General features: G+C 67.0%; 21 protein-coding genes. 15 read left to right on the top strand and 6 right to left on the bottom strand.

The window, feature by feature from the left end; genetic code table 11:
* Positions 1–44: 44 nt before the first annotated feature.
* Together TVH25_RS08195 and TVH25_RS08190 are read left to right on the top strand one after the other, a co-directional pair.
* Positions 45–821: an alpha/beta fold hydrolase gene (locus tag TVH25_RS08195; protein ID WP_422423801.1), complete on the top strand. Its 777-nt coding sequence runs from the start codon at positions 45–47 to the stop codon at positions 819–821.
* Positions 822–874: 53 nt separating this feature from the next.
* A complete protein-coding gene (locus TVH25_RS08190; RefSeq protein WP_296550493.1) occupies positions 875–1,753 on the top strand; it encodes an alpha/beta fold hydrolase in 879 nt (292 codons plus the stop codon).
* A gap of 9 nt (positions 1,754–1,762) precedes the next feature.
* On the opposite strand, the gene TVH25_RS08185 is transcribed toward TVH25_RS08190, so the two are convergent.
* Together TVH25_RS08185 and TVH25_RS08180 are read right to left on the bottom strand one after the other, a co-directional pair.
* Positions 1,763–3,748: an APC family permease gene (locus tag TVH25_RS08185; protein ID WP_422423800.1), complete on the bottom strand. Its 1,986-nt coding sequence runs from the start codon at positions 3,746–3,748 to the stop codon at positions 1,763–1,765.
* The gene (locus tag TVH25_RS08180; RefSeq protein ID WP_296550559.1) at positions 3,735–4,802 is read right to left on the bottom strand and encodes a potassium channel family protein; all 1,068 of its coding nucleotides are present in this window, start codon (positions 4,800–4,802) and stop codon (positions 3,735–3,737) included. Before TVH25_RS08180 ends, TVH25_RS08185 begins: the two co-directional genes overlap by 14 nt.
* A 107-nt stretch (positions 4,803–4,909) precedes the next feature.
* Between TVH25_RS08180 and TVH25_RS08175 the strand changes: the two genes are divergently transcribed.
* Entirely contained in the window at positions 4,910–5,836 is a 927-nt protein-coding gene (locus tag TVH25_RS08175) for a hotdog domain-containing protein (protein ID WP_296550491.1), read from the top strand.
* Here the strand turns inward: TVH25_RS08175 and TVH25_RS08170 are convergent.
* The gene (locus TVH25_RS08170; RefSeq protein WP_296550490.1) at positions 5,821–6,105 is read right to left on the bottom strand and encodes a hypothetical protein; all 285 of its coding nucleotides are present in this window, start codon (positions 6,103–6,105) and stop codon (positions 5,821–5,823) included. The two genes, TVH25_RS08175 and TVH25_RS08170, sit on opposite strands and share 16 nt — an antisense overlap.
* Positions 6,106–6,536: 431 nt before the next feature.
* Here TVH25_RS08170 and TVH25_RS08165 point away from each other — a divergent pair, with 431 nt between their 5' ends.
* From TVH25_RS08165 to TVH25_RS08130, 8 genes are all read left to right on the top strand, one after another.
* Entirely contained in the window at positions 6,537–7,211 is a 675-nt protein-coding gene (locus TVH25_RS08165) for a hotdog domain-containing protein (protein ID WP_422423799.1), read from the top strand.
* Positions 7,212–7,548: 337 nt separating this feature from the next.
* Positions 7,549–8,934 (top strand): ABC transporter substrate-binding protein, encoded by a 1,386-nt coding sequence (locus TVH25_RS08160; protein WP_422423798.1) that lies wholly within the window; start codon positions 7,549–7,551, stop codon positions 8,932–8,934.
* Positions 8,934–11,057 (top strand): ABC transporter permease subunit, encoded by a 2,124-nt coding sequence (locus tag TVH25_RS08155; RefSeq protein WP_422423797.1) that lies wholly within the window; start codon positions 8,934–8,936, stop codon positions 11,055–11,057. Before TVH25_RS08160 ends, TVH25_RS08155 begins: the two co-directional genes overlap by 1 nt.
* Positions 11,035–11,748: an ABC transporter ATP-binding protein gene (locus TVH25_RS08150; protein ID WP_422423795.1), complete on the top strand. Its 714-nt coding sequence runs from the start codon at positions 11,035–11,037 to the stop codon at positions 11,746–11,748. Before TVH25_RS08155 ends, TVH25_RS08150 begins: the two co-directional genes overlap by 23 nt.
* The gene (locus tag TVH25_RS08145) at positions 11,745–12,449 is read left to right on the top strand and encodes an ABC transporter ATP-binding protein (RefSeq protein WP_422423794.1); all 705 of its coding nucleotides are present in this window, start codon (positions 11,745–11,747) and stop codon (positions 12,447–12,449) included. Before TVH25_RS08150 ends, TVH25_RS08145 begins: the two co-directional genes overlap by 4 nt.
* Entirely contained in the window at positions 12,446–12,799 is a 354-nt protein-coding gene (locus TVH25_RS08140) for a hypothetical protein (protein WP_422423793.1), read from the top strand. The genes TVH25_RS08145 and TVH25_RS08140 overlap by 4 nt, the downstream gene beginning before the upstream one ends.
* Positions 12,800–12,934: 135 nt before the next feature.
* A complete protein-coding gene (locus TVH25_RS08135) occupies positions 12,935–13,459 on the top strand; it encodes a hypothetical protein (RefSeq protein WP_422423792.1) in 525 nt (174 codons plus the stop codon).
* Positions 13,460–13,555: 96 nt separating this feature from the next.
* Positions 13,556–14,002, top strand: coding sequence for a hypothetical protein (locus TVH25_RS08130; RefSeq protein WP_422423791.1), 447 nt, complete (start codon positions 13,556–13,558; stop codon positions 14,000–14,002).
* Positions 14,003–14,419: 417 nt separating this feature from the next.
* Here the strand turns inward: TVH25_RS08130 and TVH25_RS08125 are convergent, their stop codons facing one another.
* On the bottom strand, positions 14,420–14,635 hold the full coding sequence (locus TVH25_RS08125; RefSeq protein WP_169618904.1) for a hypothetical protein: 216 nt from the start codon (positions 14,633–14,635) through the stop codon (positions 14,420–14,422).
* 126 nt (positions 14,636–14,761) lie between these two features.
* On the opposite strand from TVH25_RS08125, the gene TVH25_RS08120 reads away from it, so the two are divergent.
* From TVH25_RS08120 to TVH25_RS08105, 4 genes are all read left to right on the top strand, one after another.
* On the top strand, positions 14,762–15,433 hold the full coding sequence (locus TVH25_RS08120) for a pentapeptide repeat-containing protein (protein ID WP_422423790.1): 672 nt from the start codon (positions 14,762–14,764) through the stop codon (positions 15,431–15,433).
* 40 nt (positions 15,434–15,473) lie between these two features.
* The gene (locus TVH25_RS08115) at positions 15,474–16,799 is read left to right on the top strand and encodes a glycosyltransferase 87 family protein (protein ID WP_422423789.1); all 1,326 of its coding nucleotides are present in this window, start codon (positions 15,474–15,476) and stop codon (positions 16,797–16,799) included.
* A gap of 98 nt (positions 16,800–16,897) precedes the next feature.
* Positions 16,898–17,152 carry a hypothetical protein gene (locus TVH25_RS08110; protein ID WP_206036410.1) on the top strand — a complete coding sequence of 85 codons (255 nt, stop codon included), beginning with the start codon at positions 16,898–16,900 and terminating at the stop codon, positions 17,150–17,152.
* A gap of 63 nt (positions 17,153–17,215) precedes the next feature.
* Positions 17,216–17,812 (top strand): phosphoribosylanthranilate isomerase, encoded by a 597-nt coding sequence (locus TVH25_RS08105; RefSeq protein ID WP_169618900.1) that lies wholly within the window; start codon positions 17,216–17,218, stop codon positions 17,810–17,812.
* 21 nt (positions 17,813–17,833) lie between these two features.
* On the opposite strand, the gene TVH25_RS08100 is transcribed toward TVH25_RS08105, so the two are convergent.
* Complete coding sequence (locus tag TVH25_RS08100; RefSeq protein ID WP_296550481.1) at positions 17,834–19,366, bottom strand: sugar transferase; 1,533 nt, start codon at positions 19,364–19,366, stop codon at positions 17,834–17,836.
* A gap of 517 nt (positions 19,367–19,883) precedes the next feature.
* Positions 19,884–20,978 (bottom strand): glycosyltransferase, encoded by a 1,095-nt coding sequence (locus tag TVH25_RS08095; protein WP_422423787.1) that lies wholly within the window; start codon positions 20,976–20,978, stop codon positions 19,884–19,886.
* Positions 20,979–21,079: the final 101 nt, after the last annotated feature.

Below are 21,079 nucleotides of genomic sequence, written 5' to 3'. Positions count from 1 at the left end.
AATGGTGACACACCGTTGTCCTGCCGGCGCGAGAGCATCGTGGTGTGACGAACAATGCGAGTAGCCCGACCATCATCTTGATCGCCGGCCATTGGCTGGGGGCCTGGGCATGGGACGAGGTGCTGGAACATCTGAGCGCCGACGGCCTGCGATCCATCCCGATGACGCTTCCGGGCCTCGATGAGCGGGACGCCGACAGGGCGTCCAGGACGCTCGACGACCAGGCGGCCGCGATCGAACAGACCATGATTCGGGCTGGGGCTTCCGAGGCCCAGCCGGTAGTGATCGTGGCGCACAGCGGAGCCAACGCGCCGGTGAGCCTGGTGCTCGATCGGCATCCTGAGCTCGTCCGCCGAGTGGTGTGGGTCGACAGTGGGCCCGTCGCGTCCGGCAGTGTCTTCGCCCCGGATGCGCCCGAGGATCTGGACGAATTTCCCCTACCTCCCTTCGACGCGCTCGGGGAGCAGGCCGGCCTCGAGGGCCTGACCGCCGAGGCTCTCGAACGCTTTCGAGCCAGGGCCGTTCCGGAACCCGGTCCTGTTATACGGGGGCTGGTGACGCTCACCAACGATGCGCGTCGGGCCGTCCCGACCACACTGGTGTGCTGCTCGATCCCGAGCGCGCAGGTAATGGAGCTGGCCGACGCGGGTCATCCCATGTTCGCCGAGGTGTCGACACTCGGCGATGTCGATGTCGTCGACCTCCCGACGGGGCATTGGCCCATGTGGAGCCGTCCCGGCGATCTCGCGCATATCCTCGCCGCAGCAGCGACTTCCCCGGCAGGCGAGCGCACGGCACAGAGGAACCGGACGCGTCGATGAGTTTCCGGGCGTCCCCGAGTCGATACGGGTACATCCGGATCGAAGGAGCCTCCATGACCCAGCCCGACACCCGCACGCTCGATGTCCCCGGAGCGTCGCTCGTCTACGACGTGCGACCCTCGTCCGGCGAGCAGCGGTTTCCCACCCTGATCCTCGCCGCATCGCCGATGGATGCCGGTGCGTTCGGCACCTTGGCCTCGTACTTCACCGACCGGACTGTGGTGACCTACGACCCGCGCGGCACCGGGCGTGGCGTGCGCACCGACACCACCATCGAATCGACCCCGCGGCTGCACGCCGACGATCTGGTTGCGCTGATCGACGCGCTGGGAACCGGACCGGTCGACCTGTTCGCGACCAGCGGCGGCGCGGTGAACGCACTGGAACTGGTCTCCGGCAACCCCGAACTCGTGCGCACCCTCGTGGCACACGAACCCCCGATTGTGGGCATTCTCCCCGACCGCGACCGGATGGCGGCGGCGTGCGCCGACATCCACGACACCTACCTGCGCAGCGGGATGGGCCCGGCGATGGCGAAGTTCATCACGCTGGTCGGGTGGAAAGGTGAACTGTCGGACGCCTACTTCGAGGCACCCGCACCTGATCCGGCCGCCTTCGGTCTCCCCACCGAGGACGACGGCACGCGTGACGACCCGCTGGTAGGCCAGAACATCCTCTCGTGCACGGGCTACGAACCGGATTTCGATGTTCTTTCCGCCGCATCCACCCGGATCGTCCCCGCAGCCGGGCGCGAGTCCGCCGAGGAGATGGCAGCGCGGGGTGGGGCAGCCCTCGCGGCACGACTCGGAACGGATGTGACGTGGTTCCCCGGAAACCACGGTGGGTTCCTCGGCGACGAGTACGGAATGCCCGGTGAGCCCGAAGGGTTCGCCGCCGTGCTGAGAGAGGTACTGCAGCCCGCTCGGGTGTAGACGCGTGCGTCAGTTGCGGTCGTCGGGCCGGCGGGGCGCCGCCCGCAACTGCCACGGCACGCTGGTGACCATGACACCGGGCTGGAACAGCAACCGGCTCTTGAGCCGCAACGCACTCTGGTTGTGCAGCAACTGTTCCCACCAGTACCCCATGACGTATTCGGGAACGAAGACGGTGACCACTTCCCGCGGTGAATCGCCTCGCCGCCGCTTGACGTAGTCGAGTACGGGCCGGGTGATCTCCCGGTACGGCGAGTCGATGACCTTCAGCGGCACATCGATGTCGCTCTCCTCCCAGGCGTGGACGAGCCGGCGGGTTTCCTCGTCGTCGACGTTGACGGTGACCGCTTCGAGCGTGTCAGGGTTCGTCGCGCGGGCGTAGGCGAGCGCGCGGAGGGTGGGCCGATGAAGTTTCGACACCAGCACGAGCGAATGGGTCCGGCTGGGAAGCACGCCGTCCCACTGACCGCGCTCGAGTTCCACCGCGACCCGCGCGTAGTGACGGTGGATCGCACGCATCACGAGGAACACCGCCACCATCGCGACGATGGCGATCCATGCGCCGGCCACGAACTTGGTGACCAGCACGATCACGAGCACGGTCGCGGTCATCGCAAGACCCACCGAGTTCACGATCCGGGAACGGTGCATGTGGCGTCGTTCCTGTGGATCGGTTTCGGTGGCCAGATGCCGGGTCCAGTGCGTGATCATGCCCATCTGACTGAGCGTGAACGAGACGAATACTCCGACGATGTAGAGCTGGACGAGCTTGGTGACCTCGGCGTCGAACGCCCACACCAAAGCTATGGCCGCGGCGGCGAGCAGGACGATGCCGTTACTGAACGCGAGCCGGTCCCCGCGGGTGCGCAGCTGACTCGGCAGGTGGCGGTCCTGTGCGAGCACCGACGCCAGCACGGGGAACCCGTTGAACGCGGTGTTGGCGGCGAGCACGAGAATCAGTGCCGTCACCCCGGTGACGAGGTAGAAACCGATCGGGAACCCCGAGAACACCGTCTCGGCGATCTGGGCGACCATCGTCTTCTGCCGGTAGCCTTCCGGTGTTCCGGTGAGCTGGGTCGCGGGGTCCTCCGCGATCACCACACCCAGCCGCTCCGCGAGCACGATCATGCCCATGAACAACGTGATCGCGATCGCACCCAGCATCAGCAATGTCGTCGCAGCGTTGCGGGACTTCGGTTTCCGGAACGCGGGGACCCCGTTGCTGATCGCCTCCACACCCGTCAGTGCCGCGCACCCGGACGAGAATGCCCGCGCGATCAGGAACACGAACGCAAGGCCTGCGAGGTGCGACTGCTCCGCATGCAATTCGAAGTTCGACGAGGGCGCGCGCAGGTCGGTGTGGAGGACGAAGATCCGGATCAGGCCCCACAGCACCATCGCGCCCAGACACCCGATGAACGCGTAGGCAGGTATCGCGAACGCCACGCCGGCTTCCCGCAGTCCTCGCAGGTTGACGGCGGTGAGGATCACGATGGCGGCCGTCGCGAACAGCACCTTGTGGTGGTCGATGAAGGGCACGGCCGAACCGATGTTCTGTGCGGCGGAGGAAATCGAGACCGCAACGGTGAGCACGTAGTCGACGATCAGCGCGCTTCCCACTGTCAGGCCTGCCGCGACCCCGAGGTTCTTCGTGGCAACCTCGTAGTCGCCGCCCCCGGAGGGATAGGCGTGCACGTTCTGCCGGTAACTGGTGACCACCACGGCCATCACAACCGCGACCGCGATGCCGATCCACGACGAGAACGCGTAGGCCGACAACCCGGCAACGGACAGGACGAGGAAGATCTCCTCCGGCGCGTACGCGACCGAGGACAATGCGTCGGAGGCGAAGACCGGCAACGCAATACGCTTGGGCAACAACGTGTGACCGAGGGCGTCGCTGCGCAGCGGCCGTCCCAGGAGTACCCGCTTGGCGGTGCCGGAGGGTGCGGCGTGGAGGTTCGCGGCGCTCCGCGCGTGGTCAGCCGGAGACATGACGCAGATACAACAGGCGGTCGCCGCCGCGAAGGACGTCGACGTCGGCCGTGCCGACCCGCAGCAGCCGCCCGTCGCGTTCGATGCCGACGACGAGGTCGGTCAGGCTACGAGGCGACACCCCTGTTTCCTCGGGCGTGATGTTCCGTTCGGCCATGGCGAATCCCTCTTCGGGTGTGAGCAGGTCGTCGATCATCTCCACCACGTTGGGGGTGGTTCTGGCGACGCCGAGCAGCCGCCCGGCGGTTTCGGCCGAGACGACCACGGTGTCGGCGCCCGACTGCCGCAGGAGGTGGGTGTTCTCCACCTCGCGGGCTGCCACGACGATGCGCGCGGCGCCGGACAGTTGCCGGGCGGTGAGGGTGATCAGGACGGCGGTGTCGTCGCGGTCGGTCGCGATGACAACAGCCGACGCTCGCTGGACTCCGGCCAGGCGCAGTACATCCGAGCGACTCGCCGTGCCCTGGACCGTCACCAGGCCCTGTCGGCCCGCGGCATCGATCACAGAGCGGGCAACGTCCACCACCACGATTTCCGACAACCCGATCCCGTCGCTGATCATCGCGTCGACGGCCGTGCGCCCCTTGGTGCCGTAACCGACCACGACGTAGTGGTTGCGCACGCGGCGTCGCCACCGCTGGATGCGAAGGACCTGACGGGAGTTCTCCGTCAGGGCCGCCAGGGTGGTGCCGACCAGGATGATGAGGAAGAGGATGCGCAGTGGTGTGATCACCAGTGCGTTGAGTGCGCGCGCACCAGGGGTGACAGGCGAGATGTCGCCGTAGCCGGTGGTCGACAGCGACACACTGGCGTAGTAGATGCAGTCCATCAACGAGAGAGGATTGCCCTGAATATCCCGGAAACCGCTCCGCCCGATGTACACCACCACGACCGCCACCGTGAGCACCACGATCGCGTAGGCGATCCGGCGCGCGATCTCCCACGTCGGGCTCACGAAGACGTGGGGTACACGCACGGTACCGACCAATGTGAATGCCGGTCGCTCGGGTGTTCGTCCCGATCGGCTCGGCCGAGCACGCAGGCTTCCGGCCACTCCGGCTCCCGTCATGTCACTCGCGCGGGGATGCAGAATTGCAGAGTACGCCCGTCCACGGACGGCGCAATAGCGTTCGACGGGGAGATGGTGGCAATATGATTCTCATGAATGAGAATGGAATTTCTAGCGACGGTTCGTCACTGCTGGTGATGAGTCAGCACACCTTCTCGTCCGACTTCGGCCTGCTCTCACGGCTCGTCACGAAGGAACGCGCGGTGATGCGTTCGGTCCTGACCGACAAACTGCGCTCCGATGCGGGCTCGGCATCGCTCGGAGTGCTGACGACGCTGGTCGACATCGTCACCTCGAGTCCGGCGCTCGCCGCCTGCGGACAGGACTGGGTCGCCACCCAGGACCTCACCCTCCACGCCACCGGCCCGCTGACGGAAGGTCCCGTCGTCATCGACGCACAGCTCGTGCGCATCGGCAAGAAGATGATCCACGTGTCGGCAGACGTGTACGACGCACGCGGCACAACCGATCTCGACGAGCTCATCGCCGCGCTCGATACCGGCGGTGAGGGCGGTCCGGTGCTCGCGGCCCGCGCGCTGGTCACGTTCGCGCGCTTGCCGCGCGCCGCCGCGCCGAGGGCGGACGAATACACGCCGGGCGAATGGGTCGGTGTGGACCGTGAGTACCCGGTCGTGCCGGTCGACGGGACGATCTACTCCCGACTCGGCATGCGCATCGTCGACCCGGACGAAGGGGTTCTCGAGCTCGACCGAACGCCCTTCGTGGCCAACATGATCGGCACCATCCAGGGCGGTGCGCAAGCCCTCCTCGCAGAGTCGGCCGCACACGCGATGCGGCCCGATCTGGTGGCGACCGACATTCAGATGCACTTCCTGTCCCAGGTGCGCGTCGGTCCGGCACGGTCGTACGGCACGGTGGTCCGCGACGGGGCCGACCATTCGGTGATCAGCGTCCGTCTCGTCGATGCCGGCGCAGACGACCAGCTGCTCGCCCTGACCACGGTGACCCTGCAGCGTCCGCCGGCGAGGGCGGCCGACTCGGCTCAGCCCGAACTGTGAGTGGCCGCGAAGACGATGAACACCACGAACAGCGCACCCGTTCCGAGCACCGTGCCCACGACGGTCTCGACGTAGTTCGTCGCGAGGCCCTTCTCGATCCTCAGAAGTCCGATCCAACCGCAGACCACGGCGAGCAGGCCGGCGGGGATGGACACGAAGTCGCCGACGATAGGAACGAACGCGGTCAGCGCGGCAACGATGCCGGCGATCAGCGCAGTGTTTCCCAGTCCGTTGCGATCGCGGAACTCGGTGGGCGGTGTCGCCGACATGCCTACTCCCAAGAGATCGGCGGATGGGTATCGGTACATCCTGCACCCTCGACGGTGAGTCTGTCTCGGAGGACGACGCTCCGCCTCGGCTTCGGCCCTCGACCGACCGGCAAGGGCCGCACGCGCAGTCTCTCCGCCGCCGAGTCCCCGATTCACCCCCGGGGTCACCTTGCATTTCGCGGCAGCGTGACGGAAGGACGTATAGCGTGTTTCGGAGTTGCTCCTCGCAACACGCTGCACGCGCCTCCTCCCCTTCGGCGCTGCGGCCGGCCCCGTCGGCCCCTCCCCTCGAATTCGCCGACGGGGTCCCCGCTTCTCCCGGCACGCCCGACCGGCAACCTGCGTCCCGCACGTCGGCACCGGCGTTTGACCAGCGGGCACGGACACGGTCGACTAGCGGTGGCCCCTCACACGAACCCGGAGACCCCGCGATGACCGATGCTCTCGACGCTGCCGCCCGCCTTTTCGTCAACGACGGGCTTTCCGAAGAGGAGATCGCTCGTCAGGCCGCGTTGTACGGTCCGCTCGCCGACGATGTCCGCGCACTGATCCCGCTTGCCGTGCAGAGCCGAGCCGATGACGACGACGTGCGACGGGCCCGGGAGCACCTGGCAGCCGCGAGGGAGTTGCTCGGGCGCCGGAAGGAGGACCACCCCTTCGGTACCCGGTTCAACGACGCCGGCAACTTCCGGGTGTGGGGCAACGCCGCCATGGGACTGCGGAACGCGATCGCGCCACTGCCCCGCATCAACCAGGATCCCGACGGTCGCGTGTGGGCCGACTTCCATCTGCATGTCGGCTTCGAAGGGCCCGCGGGACATACACACGGCGGAGTCTCGGCGCTGATCCTGGACCAGCTGCTCGGTGACGCGGCCCGGGTGGGCGGCTCACCCGGAATGACGGGCACGCTCACGCTGCGCTATCGCAGGCCCACCCCTCTCGGCGATCTGCACGGGGAAGCAAAACTCGACCGGATCGAGGGGCGTAAGGGATTCGTCACCGGACACATCGCGGGGCCGCACGGGATCTGCGTCGAAGCGGAGGGCATCTTCATCAGGCCCAACTGGCCTGACGGCAACGGCCGCGACCGGCACCGCGCGGGATAACAGCACGCCGCGCCGCGTGCCGGCCGTCGAGACCGCCGGTCGTGCCGGGAGCGACACGGCCGTGCGCCGTATTCACCCATCCCGGGCGTGACCGGGCCGAACAGTTCCGTAATACCTGTTCCGTGACGATCGTTGCTTCCGGGACAGAACGACCCTTACCACGTCGCACGACGCGTGTCTCGTCGAGCACGGAAAATCTTTTGTCTGATTCTCCAAAAGCGAGAAGTCGGTTCCCCTCCTGTGCAAGCATCATGCCCGACACCGGCGAAGTGGGGGCTTCGGACGCCGGGTCACCCGTTCACAGCGCTGGCCGAACGGCCCGGTGAAGGAGGCAGACGTGAAAGCACAACGGACGCTCGTCGCACTGGCGGCGATCGCCGTGCTCGCCGCAGGATGCAGCGGGCGCAGCGAAAGTGGTGGGTCCGAAGACGACGAATCGCGCGGCGGTACCGCGCAATCCGTTTCGGGCGACTTCGGCGACCTCAGCGGTCTCTGCGGGCCGGGCGACGCCACGACTGCGACCGCGCAGGGCGTGACCGCCGACGAGATCCGAGTCGGCGTCCTGTCCGATGTCGGCTTCACCAAGAACCCCGAATTCGTCGATGCCGCACATGTGTTCACCTCATGGTGCAACGCCGCCGGCGGCATCAACGGCCGCACGCTCGTAGCCGAAACGCGCGACGCGAAACTGATGGAAGTCCGGCAACGGATGATCGAAGCCTGCCGCGAGGACTTCGCCCTCGTCGGCGGCGGCGCTGCGCTCGACGGTCTCGGCGTCAAGGAACGGTTGTCGTGCCTGCTGCCCAGCTACCCCGCCCAGGTCTCGCAGACGCAGGCAGTGGGCGCCGATCTCGAGATCAGCGCCTCCCCCAGCCGGGTTCCGGGCTACGACCCCTACTACGGCTTCCGCGAATGGCTCATCACCGAGAAGTACCCGGAGTCCGCGGGTTCGGTGGGAATCATCAACGGTGATTCGCCTGTCACCCGCGACCTCGGGCAACAAGCCGTCGACAGCATCACCGCAGCAGGTGGCACCCTCACCTACAACGACCTCTACCCCGCGATGGGCGTCGCCGACTGGACCCCCTATGCACAGTCCATCAAGAGCAAAAACGTTCGCGGACTGGTCTTCTACGGCGACTTCAAGCAACTCGCCAAGCTCGAAGAAGTGCTCACGGGGATGAACTACAAGCTCGACTGGATCGACGCCAACAACAACGCATACAACGATTCGTTCATCGAACTTCTCGGGAAGTCGGCCGAATTCCAGAACAACTACGTCGATCTGGGCGGCAGCGCTCCCTTGAGCAGCGCCGACGACGAGCCCGCCGTCCAGCAGGTCCTCGACATGTACGCCGAATACGCGCCGGACGCCGAGATCACCTTCCCGGCGCTACGGGCGATGTCCGCCTGGGCGCTGTTCGCGAAAGCCGCGACGAGTTGCGGCGACGACCTCACCCGCTCTTGTGTCTACGAGGCTGCGCTGCAGGAAGACGCATGGACCGGCGGTGGCCTCCACGCCGCCGGTAACCTCGCGAATCCTGTTCCACCGCAACCATGTTTCAACATCGAGGCAGCCACACCCGAAGGTTGGGTCACGGCCGACTTCGGAGCCGACAACGGGCTCTATCGATGCAACACTCCGCCGTTCGCGTACCCCGGCGACTACGGCGTGCCGATGACACTCGCCGACGTCGGCAAGAGCATGGGCGACATCCAGTAATGGAACAGTTCGTCACCTTCGGGATCGTCGGCCTCAGCACCGCTGCGATCTACGCGATCATCAGCAGCGGGCTGGTGGTGACCTACACGACCACCGGGGTGTTCAACTTCGCGCACGGCGCCACCGGAATGATGGCCGCGTTCGCGTACTGGCAACTCAGCATCGGCTGGGGCTGGCCGGTGTGGCTGTCGGTGATCACGGTGCTGTTCGTGCTGGCGCCGGCGTTCGGGATACTGGTCGAGCACCTGATGCGGCCCGTACAGCGTCTCGGGGAAGCCGAGAGGCTCGTCATGACAATCGCGATGCTCAGCGGCCTGATCGCCGTCGCCCGGTGGATCTGGGATCCCAACAAGTCCCGTTCGCTCCCGACGTTCTTCGCCGAGAAGGACTCCTTCCACATCGGCGCGGCCACGGTCTCCTGGCATCAGGCCCTGACGATGGTCGTCGCGGTCGTAGTGGCGCTCGGGCTCCGGTTGCTGATGTTCAACACCCGCACGGGCGCGGAAATGCGGGCGACGGTGGACGACCGGGCCCTCGTCGGACTCACCGGCGCCGACCCGGTGCGCGCCAACCGCGTCGCCTGGATCCTGGGCACCACCTTGGCGGCCCTCGGCGGGATCCTCATCGCGCCGATGGTGGCGCTCGATGCCACCCAGTTGTCGCTGCTGATCGTCAGTGCTTATGCCGCAGCGATATTCGGGCGGCTGAAGAGCTTGCCGATGACCTTCGTCGGCGCGATCGTGATCGGCTGCATGGAGGCCTACCTTGCCGGTTATCTGCCGCAGAACGAGTACCTCCCGGGGTTGCGGCTGGCCGCACCCGCGATCGTGTTGCTGCTCGCGCTGCTGCTCTTCCCGCACGGAAGGTTGCGCGGGCGAGACCGTCACCTGAGCCCGGTTCCCTTGCCGTCGGTGCGCGGAACGTTCGCGTTCGCGGGCGTCATCGTGGCGTTCGGGCTCCTCCTCGCCACCGTGCTCGGCGCGGGCGATCTCGTCACCTACGGACAGATCTTCGCCTTCGGTGTCATCGCGCTGTCGTTCGTCCCGCTCGTCGGGTACGCCGGCCAGATCTCGCTGTGCCAGCTCAGCATGGCCGGCATCGGTGCGATCGCGTGCGCACACCTCGGCGGCGACGGACAGTGGTGGGCGCTGATCGCGGCGGTGGTGGTCGCGGGCGTCGCAGGAGCCGTCGTCGCGGTACCCGCCCTCCGGCTGTCGGGGGTGTACCTGGCACTGGGCACGGCCGCGATCGCCGTCGTGCTCGACCGGTGGATCTTCTCGCTGCCGTCGTTCGAACTCTTCGGCATCGACATCGCGCTGTTCGACCAGGGGTCGGTAGAACTCGTCGGCCCGTCACTGTTCGGGATGCAGGTCGACACCCCCGCCGAACTGACGGTGTTCTCGGCAGTCTGCCTCGCGCTGGTCACCGCGGGCATCGCGGCACTGCGGCGGGGCAGGCTCGGCAGGCGCTTGATCGCCTTGCGCGACAGCGAAGCCGCATACGCAACGCTCGGCGGCAGCCTGCTTCTGACGAAGATCGTCGTCTTCGCGATCTCCGCGGGCATCGCCGGTCTCGGCGGTGCACTGTACGGGATGCAACTGCAATCCGTCGCGGCCGACCAGTTCAATTTCGTTGCCGGACTGTCGATCTTCCTCATCGCGGTCGTAGGCGGCCTCGGGGTGGTGGGTAACGGACTGTTCACCGGGTCGATGCTCGCCGGACCGTTCAACGCGATCGTGGCACTGTGGCCCGCCGCGCAGAACCTCGTTCAGGTCGCACCGGCCGCCGCGGGTCTCGCGTACGGGTCCGGCGCGGTGGACGACGGTGTGGTCCCGTCGCTGCGGCGGCGCTGGGAACCGGTTTTCCACGATGCACTCGTGATCGCGGCCGTCGTCACCTGGGTGGTGTTGCTCTGGCTACTGCGACTGATCGACGTGATCAACGGATACGTGCTGATCGCCGGGATCGTCGCCGGAGCGCTGGCCGCACGGAGCTGGGCTGCCGCCCGCCACAGGCCGGTTCCGCACTCCGAGGAGATCCCCGTGGAGTGGTGGGGCGTGAAGCGTCCATGGACTGCGGAAGACGAGGAGGTGCTCGATCGTGCCGTCACAACTCGCAGTTGACGACATCTCGGTCGCGTTCGGCGGCCACCGCGCGCTCGACGGGGTCGCGCTGACCGCGGAACGCGGAGAGGTGACCGGACTGATCGGCCCCAACGGTGCGGGCAAGAGCACTCTGTTCGACGTGGTCTCCGGACTCCGGAAACCCCTCTCGGGCACCGTGTCCCTCAACGGCCGGGACGTGACACGCGCCGGTCCGGCTCGCCGCGCACGACACGGGCTCGCCCGTACATTTCAACGCCTCGAACTGTTCGGCCGACTCAGCGTGCGCGACAACCTGCGCGTAGCAGCAGAATTGGGACCCGAGCGACGACACGCTGGGCGCGTCGCCGACGAGATACTCGCCCGACTGGGTATCGAACATCTCGCCGACACCACCGCCGACTCACTGTCCACCGGCATGGGACGCCTCGTCGAGGTGGCGCGGGCACTTGCGGTGCGTCCGTCCCTCATCCTCCTCGACGAGCCGGCGGCAGGCCAGGACGTGCAGGAGACCGAACTGTTCGCCGCGCTCCTGCGCGCGCTCGCCGCCGACGGGACCGCCGTCCTGCTGGTCGAGCACGACATGGAACTCGTCATGAGCGTGTGCGACACGGTGTACGTGCTCGATCTCGGGAAGATCATCGCGTCCGGGCCACCGGGTGTCATCCGCAGCGACGAGACCGTGCTCGCAGCCTATCTGGGGAAGTCATGAGCGCCATACTCGAAATGCGCGGTGTCCGAGCCGCATACGACGCCATCACCGTTCTTCACGGAATCGACCTGCAGGTCGCTGCGGGTCGGGTGGTGGCGTTGCTCGGCCCCAACGGAGCCGGCAAGACCACCACCCTGCGGGTCGCGGCCGGCGTTCATCCCGTCTCGTCCGGGCAGCTACTACTCGGCGGCCGTGACGCCACGGGAGTCGCGCCCCGGGATCTGGCACGGGCGGGAGTGTGCCTTATCCCCGAAGGCCGAGGGGTGTTCCCCAACATGTCGGTTCGGGACAACCTCCTGATGATGACCTTCACCGGTCGTCCACGAGCCGAGGTCGAGGAGATCGCGTTCTCGCGCTTTCCCATTCTGGCCGAGCGAGCGGCGCAGACCGCGGGAACACTGTCGGGGGGCGAACAGCAAATGCTGGCGCTCGCCCGCGGTCTCGCCACCGACCCCGCCGTGCTCCTGCTCGACGAGCTGTCCATGGGTCTGGCACCGATGATCGTTGCCCAGCTCTACGACCACGTCTCGGAGATCGCCCGGAGCGGAGTGGCCGTGCTCGTCGTCGAGCAGTTCGCCGACGCGGTACTCGATTTCGCCGATCACGCAGCGGTGCTGATCCGCGGGCGGATCCAGCAACAGGGACATCCGGAAGACCTACGCACCGAACTCGCATCCCTCTACCTAGGAAGTGCGCCATGACCTCGACCGAAGACCGCGCCGACAGGTTCACCCGCGAACTCGCCCAACTGAAGATCCCGGATCCGGCGGCCGGGCGACACGACCTCTGGCTGCGCCTCGGCCTCATCCTGATGGTGGCAGGTCCCGTGCTCGGCGTGGCGTCGTACTTCCTGTCGCACAACACCTCCGACGCTCTCGTGCAACGCGACGCGATCGTGATGGCGATCGTCGGCGTTGCGGTGGCCGTGGTGGGATCCGCCGTGTTCCTGCGGTACTCGCTCACCGGCTTTCTCCGGTTCTGGATGGCCCGCCAAGCCTTCGATCTGGCGGTTCTCTCCGACGGTCTGCCCCGCCGGGACGGATCGTCCTAGACGACACGGTTCGCCGTAACGACTCGAGGTCGCGACCGCGTCTCCGTCACGACCACGACCACATCTCCGGTAGCGGGATTCCACTGCCGGTCGAACAGGGTGACGGAAAACGTCCGGCACCCGGAGAGGACTCACATGCGCGTCTCGATCACCCGTCGTGCGCTCGCCGTCTGCGGTTCGATGGCCGTCGCCGCCGCAGTCGTCACAGGCTGCAGCGATTCCAGCGAAGACACGTCCGGCGACGACACCTCCACCACGTCCAGCGTCGCCACCACTACCACTCCAACTGCGGAAGCGGCCTCGGCCGACACTGCTACCACGGAGGCGGTGACCGCGTCCTATGTCACCTTCTTCGACGGGACGACCCCGGCGGCCACGCGCGCCGGCGTGGTGGAGAACGGCGAGAACTTCCTTCCCGCCCTCGAGGGCATGGCCACCGACCCCCAGGCCTCCGCGACGGCAGCAACCGTCGAGGGTGTGACGGTCGCGGATGACGGCACCGCCACGGTCTCGTGGACGTTGCTCATGAACGGTGCCCCCGTACTTCCCGATCAGTCCGGCGAGGCGATCGAGGAGGACGGCACGTGGAAGGTCAGTGCCGCGACGTTCTGCGCGCTGCTGGCCATCCAGGGAGACGGCAGCGCCGTACCGGGCTGCTGACACAGCGAATCACCGTCGCTGCCCGAACGACTCGGCGGTCGGCGCCATTCCGGTTGCTGCCGGCATGGCGCCGACACGCCGTCGTTGCATCGGCAGATGCCCTCCCCAGTACAGTGGGGCACCGCCGCCGGCAACGAGAGGGAGCCCATGCAGCACGCCCTGTTCTACTCGCTCGTCGCCATGTGCTCGCTGTTCGCGGCATCGACATGGTGCCTGGCGAGGCCGCACGCCCTCTCGAGCCTCGCCGCTGCGGTAGCCGCCGCACTCTGGTTCCTCATGAACGGAATGCTGGAAGGACGGGTGCTGTACTCCGTCACTCCCGACCACGGGCTCACCGAAGCGGACCTGCTTTCCGGGGTGGCACTCGCCATTTCGGCCTGGGGTTTCCGGACGACCGCCCGCAACCGGCGCAGACACGAGCGTCGGCCACGACCCGCGCCCCGCAGCGTCGACGTCGACGAGACACGCGCGATGCCCCAGCAGATCCTGGCCGCGCAACAGGACGTGAGTGTGCCCCCGCGCGGACCTCGGAATCGGCACTAGGCGAGGCTGCCGACCCTGCGATCCACATCCCCGCAACCGATTTGGGTATCGGTTTCGTCTCGATGCTGGACCGGGTGCGCGCACCTGACCTAAACTCCCCGACGGCCACATTCAGGTGGCCGTGTCTCCAGAAGTCCTCCCCGACACACATGGAGATACAGCGCAGGGCCCCGCCGGCTCCTCCCCCTCATTTCGCTGGCGGGGCTTCCCTGCTCACATCACTCCTGGGTTCACAGCTACTCCGACGGGCACTCGACCGCCCCGCCGGGTTCCGCAGCGACGGCGTCCGGCGTGACCGGTAGCAATACCGCACCCGCTCCCGCGGTTGCGATACCCCTCGCGCTACAACTGCCTACTTCACTTCCTCCCGCGCCCACGATAAATCTCTTTGTCCACGCTTGTGTCAGGATTCACTGATCACCGCTCGTCGAATGCACGCGCACGACAGCGGTCCCCGAGCGGCGGGCTGTAGACCACGGCGTCGCACACGCGGCACGCATGTGTCCGGTGCATCACGCCGCAGTCGCATACCTGCGATCCCACCAGCGTCCGGTTCGGTCCCAGCCGATGCCCGTTGGGGCAGCGCGCGGGAGCAGGTTCGGCCCAGCCGGACGGGATTCGATACAGCTTCACCGTTCGATCATATGTTCGAATGCATGACCTGTTCGACCCCTCCGGCGGGGAAGGATCAGATTGCGGTCGCCCGATCACGCGGAGGGTCCGGATCTGCGCGGCACCCGTACGGGCGACACTGGTCGCATGACCACTCGCGCCTCCCGGACCACCACCAAGCCCCCGAAGATCGACGGACGTCGGCCGGTCGAACTCGACGACGGGGACGCCGGCGACCTGGCGGCGCACACCACCGTCGAGCGAATGCGGTATTCGGACGTCGACCTGTCCGGACTCGATCTCGCGGGTGTGACGCTGTCCGAGTGCGAGCTCACCGGGGTGTCCGTCGACGGCACGGACTTCACGAGCGCACGAATGGTCGACACCCGCATCGAGCGGATGCACGCACCGAAGCTCTCCGCTTCCCGCAGCACCCTGCACAACGTGCGGATCGTCGGCAGCCGGATCGGCGCGCTCGACCTGTACGACTCCGGACTGCGCTCGGTGGTGGTGACCGATTCGAAGATCAGCCTGATCAACCTGCGCGCAGGGAACCTGCGTGACGTGCTGTTCCGGGGATGCATCATCGACGAACTCGACCTCGCCGAAGCGAACCTCACGCGGGTGGCGTTCGAAGACAGCCGAATCGGCGACCTCGATGTGAACCGCGCCACTCTCGCGCACGTCGACTTCCGGGGCGCGGAGATCGGAGTGATCAGAAATCTGGACGGATTGAGGGGATCGACCATCAGCGGCCATCAGGCCGTCGCACTCGCAGGCATGTTCGCCGCACACCTCGGAATCCGGATCGACAGCTGAGGTTGCCCGAAGATCGAGGAAAGATCAGTAAAGTCATCGAGTGCGACATTTATGGCTGAAGCGAGACGACGACCGCCCATCGACCGAACTCTCCCTCGACCTCCGCGCACACACCACCGCGATCGCGGTGATCTTCGGTCTCTCGATCGCCGCGACGATCGCCTTTCTGGTCGGTAACGACTACATCGACCTGCTGGTCTACCGCATGGGCGCACACGTGCTGCTCGACGGCGGAGACCTCTACGGTGCGATCCCTCCGGTCGTCGACGACTTCGGACTGCCGTTCACCTACCCCCCGCTCTCCGCGATCCTCTTCGTACCGCTCGCACTGATCCCCGTCACACTCTCCAAGTTCGTGTTCACCGCGGTGTCCGTCGCAGCACTCGTGGTGACGGTGCGCATGGTGCTCGGACGTGTGCGTCCCGACCTGGAGAACCGCACATCCTGGGTCGTCACTGCGGTCACCGTCGCCGTCGCACTCCAACTCGAACCGGTCCGCGAAACCATCAGCTTCGGCCAGATCAACTTGGTGCTCATGGCCTTGGTGACCGTCGACGTACTCGCCTCCAAACCCAAATGGCCCCGGGGTGTGCTGATCGGTCTTGCCGCCGCCATCAAGCTGACACCCGCGGGTTTCCTGCTGTTGTTCCTGCTCGCGCGCGATTGGCGGACCAGCGCACGCATCGTCGTCTCCGCACTCGGTTTCTCTGCGGCGGCGTTCGTCCTCCTGCCCGAGGCGTCCACGCGGTACTGGTTGCACACGCTTCCGGACACCGGGCGAATCGGCTCGGCGTACTACGCGGCCAACGAATCCTTCAAGGCCGTCGTCTCCCGGTTCGCTCCGCCCGACCCGCTCGAGTCGGCGCTGTGGCTCGGTGCCGTCGCCGTCATGCTGATCGTCGCGGTCGTCGCGATCCGTCTCGCTCTCTCGCGGGGAGACCTCGTGACGGCGCTGCTCGCCACTGCGACTGCGGTGCTTCTCGCCTCGCCGGTCTCGTGGTCGCACCACTGGGTCTGGGTCGCTCCGGCACTGATGGTGCTGACACTCGAGGTGCTGCGTGCACCCAGCCGGCGCAACGTCGCCGTTGCTGTCGCCATCGGTGCGGTCTTCCTCATCGGGCCGCACCACCTGCTGCCGGCGGGCGACGGACGCGAACTCGAGTGGGCGCTGCCGCAACACCTGGTAGGCGGCGCGTACGTGATGATCGGCGTCGGCTTCCTGATCTGGCTCGCACAGCTGCGTCAGGACACAGTGCGTCAGGACACCGCGTCCGGTGCCGAACTCGGGCGTCTTCCGGGCGCAGCTTCCGACCCGGCCCCACGGGTGGGAACGCTCTCCCCACCCGACGACACACCAGGCGTGTGACGCAGATCTCACGTTTTCCGGCACCGAAACGGGTACCTGACGGTGGGAAGTTGCGTCCGCACCGCGCGGGACGCGCAGAAGGAGAAAGGTGCAGACCTGTGCGCCAGAAGGCAGATCTTCGGATGGTCACCCCGACGCAGGGCATCGCCACGCAGGACGTCGCAACACGCGGCACCGAGCATTTCGGTGCCCAGCGCTGGTCGTTCCGGTGCGAGCGATGTGACCACTCCTACCGGACTGTCGCACACACCTACACCGTCGCCGCGCTCGCAGCCCGCGCCAACGGCTGGGTCGTGGACCCCACCGCGCTGTGCCCCGGGTGCGCCAGCGTCGCCCTCTCCCTCGCCGCATAGCGGGTCGAAAAGCCTCCCTGCCGTACCCATATCCTCGTAGGGAACGAGGACGGAAGGCAGGCGATGACGTTCATCAAGATGTGCGGGCTTCGAGACGAGGCCACGGTCGACCTGGCCGTCGAACTGGGTGTCGACGCGGTGGGCTTCGTCTTCGCCGACAGTCCGCGCCGGGTGTCTGCCGAAGAGGCGACGCGACTGCGGTCGCGGGTGCCCGACGGAACACTCGCGGTGGGGGTCTACGTGAAGATGGCTCTCGACGAGATCGTCGCGACAGCCCGTGCGGCCGGCCTCGACCACGTCCAGGTGCACGACTTGCGTTCGGCGGACGACGTCCGGGTGCTCCACGAGGCGGGACTGACTGTCGTCCGTGCGGTGAACAAGAGCGGCGCCGCGTCGGTGTCCGAGGATTTGGGCGCCGATCTGCTGCTCGTCGACGGTGCGGTTGCGGGTGCCGGGGTCACGTGGGACTGGCAGGATCGCAGCGCTGTCCCCGACGGGCGCTGGATCCTCGCCGGCGGCTTGACCCCGGACAATGTGGCGCGAGCGGTCGCCACGTCGGGAGCCTGGGGCGTCGACGTCTCGAGCGGCATCGAGTCCGGTCGCGGGATCAAGAGTGCGGAGTTGATGACGGCGTTCGCACACGCGGTGCGAGGAGCCTGAGCCGGCGGGCCGAAACGCGCCTCAGTAGGCGCCGTCGCTCGCGAGGACAGCGCGCACCGTCTTCGCGACGATCAGCAGATCCTGCACCATCGACCAGTTCGCCACATAGAACAGGTCGAGCCGAACACGGTCGGCCTCCGAGAGATTCGACCGTCCCGACACCTGCCACAGCCCGGTCATGCCCGGGCGCACCAGCATTCGGCGGTCGACGAAGCGCGGAATCTCCCGTCCTTCCCCCACCGTGAGGGGGCGCGGACCGACCAGACTCATATCGCGCGTCAGAACGTTGAACAACTGCGGCAGTTCGTCGATGCTGGTTCGGCGAATGAATCGTCCGACCGGGGTGATCCGCGGGTCGGACGACGACTTGTAGAACACCGAGCGACTGCTGTCCGTTTCGCGTCGCATCTCATCGATCATCGTGTCCGCGTCCGTCACCATGGACCGGAACTTCCACATGCGGAAGGTCGCTCCGTTCAGCCCGACGCGTTCCTGGCGATAAAAGACGGGCCCCCGATCCTGAACTTTGATCAGAGCCGCGACACACAGCATGACGGGTGCGAAGGCGAGGAGAGCGAGAGTCGCGCTCACGAGGTCGAAGACGGTCTTGGCCATCCGGTTGGACCCGCGGTACTGGGGTTCCTCGACGTGGACGAGAGGGAGACCGCCCACCGGGTACATCGACAGCCGGGGTGACGCGATCTCGGTGACACCCGGCGCGACCACAAGGTCCACCCGGTACGGCTCGAGGTCCCACGCGAGGTCTGCGAGATCGGAATTGCCCCACTGCGCATTCGTGGCCACCGCCACGGTGTCTGCGCCCGTGAGCTTGACGGCGTGCAGCACATCCTTCTCGCCACCGAGGACCGGAATGTCGAGCCCGCCCGCGGTGAGCGTCCGGATCTGCTCACCGGTGTATCCCGGGGTGCACACTCCCACCACCCGGTAACCGGAATCGGCGTCACGAGTGAAGGATTCGACCATCGCCTTGACCGCCTGGTCACCGCCGATCACGAGTACCGAGGTGCGGAACTCGCCGCGTTCACGCCTGCGGCCGATCTCCCGGCGCCACCGATGCCGCCCGAGGAGAAGGCCGGCCAGCCCGAGGGGCAGGGCGACTCCGAGATAGATGCGGACCGCGTCGAGGTCGATCACGAACGACTCGATCAGGAACGACAGGATCGCGATGAATCCGAAACACTGGAGCGTCGCCCTGGTGACCAGACGGTACTCCTCTTCGCCCCTGCCGATTACCGTGGGTTTGCGGGTGCGAGCCAGCGACAACGCGGCGAGCCAGCAGCCGGCAACGGCGACCGCCAGCAGCATCGAGCTCGGAACTCCGGCCTCCGGAACTTCACCGAAAGCGAACCGAACCCACTGTGCAAGTGCAAGAACCGCACACACGACTGCGGCGTCGGTCAGGCACAACAGCCGGGTATGGATGGTCTGCCATTGCCTGCGGGTGCCGTGCCTCTCGGTGGATTCCCGCGTCGTGTCCGGGCTCGGGGCGGGTAGGGCGCGCAGTCTTCGCGCTCGCCCGGCTTCGATGCTCATTTACGCCCCATGCTTCGGCTTACCCCTCGCCCCCCGACCGTGTGACGGCTCGGTCGGTCCCGACCGTTTCGCCCTGCCCGACTGCTATGACCGTTATGCCGCTATTACCGTTTTCCTGCCGAGAAGTGTTTCAGTGCTCTAGGTCACACCGGAACGGAAGCCTGTCCGTGCGAGAATGTCCGGCCGCGGGGTGACAGCACCGTCCGGAAGCGTGCGATCCGTTGAGTGCACGTGCGGCGTGTTTCGGCCCTCGTAACCGCGGCGACACCCGGTTCCGTCCGTAGAACGGCCGGCGACCCTACAGCCGTTCCGGTGCCAGGGGCGCAGAGGATTCGGGCGACGCCAACATCCGGAGCGGGTCCACAAGAAGGCCAACCGTCGTACCGAAGTGCATGCCGAACCCCACTTGTCCCCCATCGAACAGGCCCGCGACCCGCGTGGAACCTACCTCAGGGCACGAAGCGAGACAAGATCGACTCAGCGAGGGCGGGAGCCGTCGTACGTCACCGTTTCCGGCTCACGAGGAGACCCAGTTCCGGATGTCCGCACGGAATCTCTCCGACGACAACTCCGCCACCGAATTCCGGCCCCGTCGGGGAACCGTGTCGACGGCCGCGATGCACTCCGCGAGCGACTCCACGGAATCGTCCCGAAAGTGCAAGCCGTCCACCCCTTCCACCACGGTCTCCCCAGCTCCGCCGAGTTCGTTGACGATCACCCGCGCGCCGGCAGCGCGCGCTTCGACCGGCATGATCCCGAAGTCCTCGATCGCGGGAAAGACGTAGACATGCGCGCGCTGATACAGGGCGTACAGCAACTCGTCCGACGGACGCGCAAGCACACGCACGGGCACACGGGCCTCGTCGGCCAGCTTCCGCAGCCGCGCTTCCTCCGGACCCGACCCCGCGACGACGACGGGCAGACCCGCGAGATCAGCGGCACGGATGACCCAGTCCAGCCGCTTGTACGGAACGAACCTCGACGCCCCGAGGACGAACGTGTCCGGAAGGCTCTCGAGGAGCGCCGATTCCGGCTCCGAGAGTTCCGCACTCCACTCCGGGACCGACGAGATCCGTGTCGTGTCGACCGGAGGAAAGATCACGCGGGCCTCCACGCCCCAGGCCCGTTCCACCCGGCGTCGAACGAAATCGCTGTTCGCAGCGAACTGTGCCCCTTCTGCCGCCCGCCGGCGGTCGAGACGCCGGAGCGGCGGCGATGCCAGTTTGACCGCCGTCGACGCACCTCGATCGTCGAGTTCGGGGTTCCACAGGTAACGCGCGGGGGTGTGCACGTAGACGAACTTGCGGAAGTCGCGTGCGGCACCGCGGAACGACACGTGGTGGGCGAAGCAATGCGAACTGACCAGCGCGAAGTCGTAGTCCCCGGTCCTCCGCCGCCACACGTAGGGCATCGCGGGGAGCGCGAGCGCCTTGTGGCGCCGCAGGGGGGTGCGCGCAAGTCCGCTCTCGCGCACCGTCCGCGTCGGGTAACGCTCGGCGTCGTCCCACAAACAGAGGACGTCGGCATCGGGATAGCACCGCACGAACTCGTCGAGCACCTTCTCCGAACCGCCGTCACGTGCGATCCACTCGTGCACGAGCACTCCCGGCATGACCATCCCTCCGAACGCCCGAGCAGTAGGGCACGGTAGTTTATGGCACAGGTTGCGCACCGGTACCGCCGGGTGTCGACGGCCCGATTCGAATGTGTCGT

The organism is Rhodococcus sp. 7Tela_A2 (assembly GCF_049311045.1).
In the GTDB taxonomy this organism is placed as follows: Bacteria; Actinomycetota; Actinomycetes; order Mycobacteriales; family Mycobacteriaceae; genus Rhodococcus.
This window is presented reverse-complemented; position numbering and strand designations above follow the sequence as displayed.

Bases quoted from the DNA above. Each gene is read 5' to 3' on its own strand.
- TVH25_RS08095 (WP_422423787.1), bottom strand. From the start codon at position 20,978: ATGCCGGGAGTGCTCGTGCACGAGTGGATCGCACGTGACGGCGGTTCG.
- TVH25_RS08165 (WP_422423799.1), top strand. From the start codon at position 6,537: ATGACCGATGCTCTCGACGCTGCCGCCCGCCTTTTCGTCAACGACGGG.
- TVH25_RS08135 (WP_422423792.1), top strand. From the start codon at position 12,935: ATGCGCGTCTCGATCACCCGTCGTGCGCTCGCCGTCTGCGGTTCGATG.
- TVH25_RS08185 (WP_422423800.1), bottom strand. From the start codon at position 3,748: ATGTCTCCGGCTGACCACGCGCGGAGCGCCGCGAACCTCCACGCCGCA.
- TVH25_RS08175 (WP_296550491.1), top strand. From the start codon at position 4,910: ATGAATGAGAATGGAATTTCTAGCGACGGTTCGTCACTGCTGGTGATG.
- TVH25_RS08190 (WP_296550493.1), top strand. From the start codon at position 875: ATGACCCAGCCCGACACCCGCACGCTCGATGTCCCCGGAGCGTCGCTC.
- TVH25_RS08145 (WP_422423794.1), top strand. From the start codon at position 11,745: ATGAGCGCCATACTCGAAATGCGCGGTGTCCGAGCCGCATACGACGCC.
- TVH25_RS08105 (WP_169618900.1), top strand. From the start codon at position 17,216: ATGACGTTCATCAAGATGTGCGGGCTTCGAGACGAGGCCACGGTCGAC.
- TVH25_RS08155 (WP_422423797.1), top strand. From the start codon at position 8,934: ATGGAACAGTTCGTCACCTTCGGGATCGTCGGCCTCAGCACCGCTGCG.
- TVH25_RS08120 (WP_422423790.1), top strand. From the start codon at position 14,762: ATGACCACTCGCGCCTCCCGGACCACCACCAAGCCCCCGAAGATCGAC.
- TVH25_RS08100 (WP_296550481.1), bottom strand. From the start codon at position 19,366: ATGAGCATCGAAGCCGGGCGAGCGCGAAGACTGCGCGCCCTACCCGCC.
- TVH25_RS08170 (WP_296550490.1), bottom strand. From the start codon at position 6,105: ATGTCGGCGACACCGCCCACCGAGTTCCGCGATCGCAACGGACTGGGA.
- TVH25_RS08140 (WP_422423793.1), top strand. From the start codon at position 12,446: ATGACCTCGACCGAAGACCGCGCCGACAGGTTCACCCGCGAACTCGCC.
- TVH25_RS08130 (WP_422423791.1), top strand. From the start codon at position 13,556: ATGCCCTCCCCAGTACAGTGGGGCACCGCCGCCGGCAACGAGAGGGAG.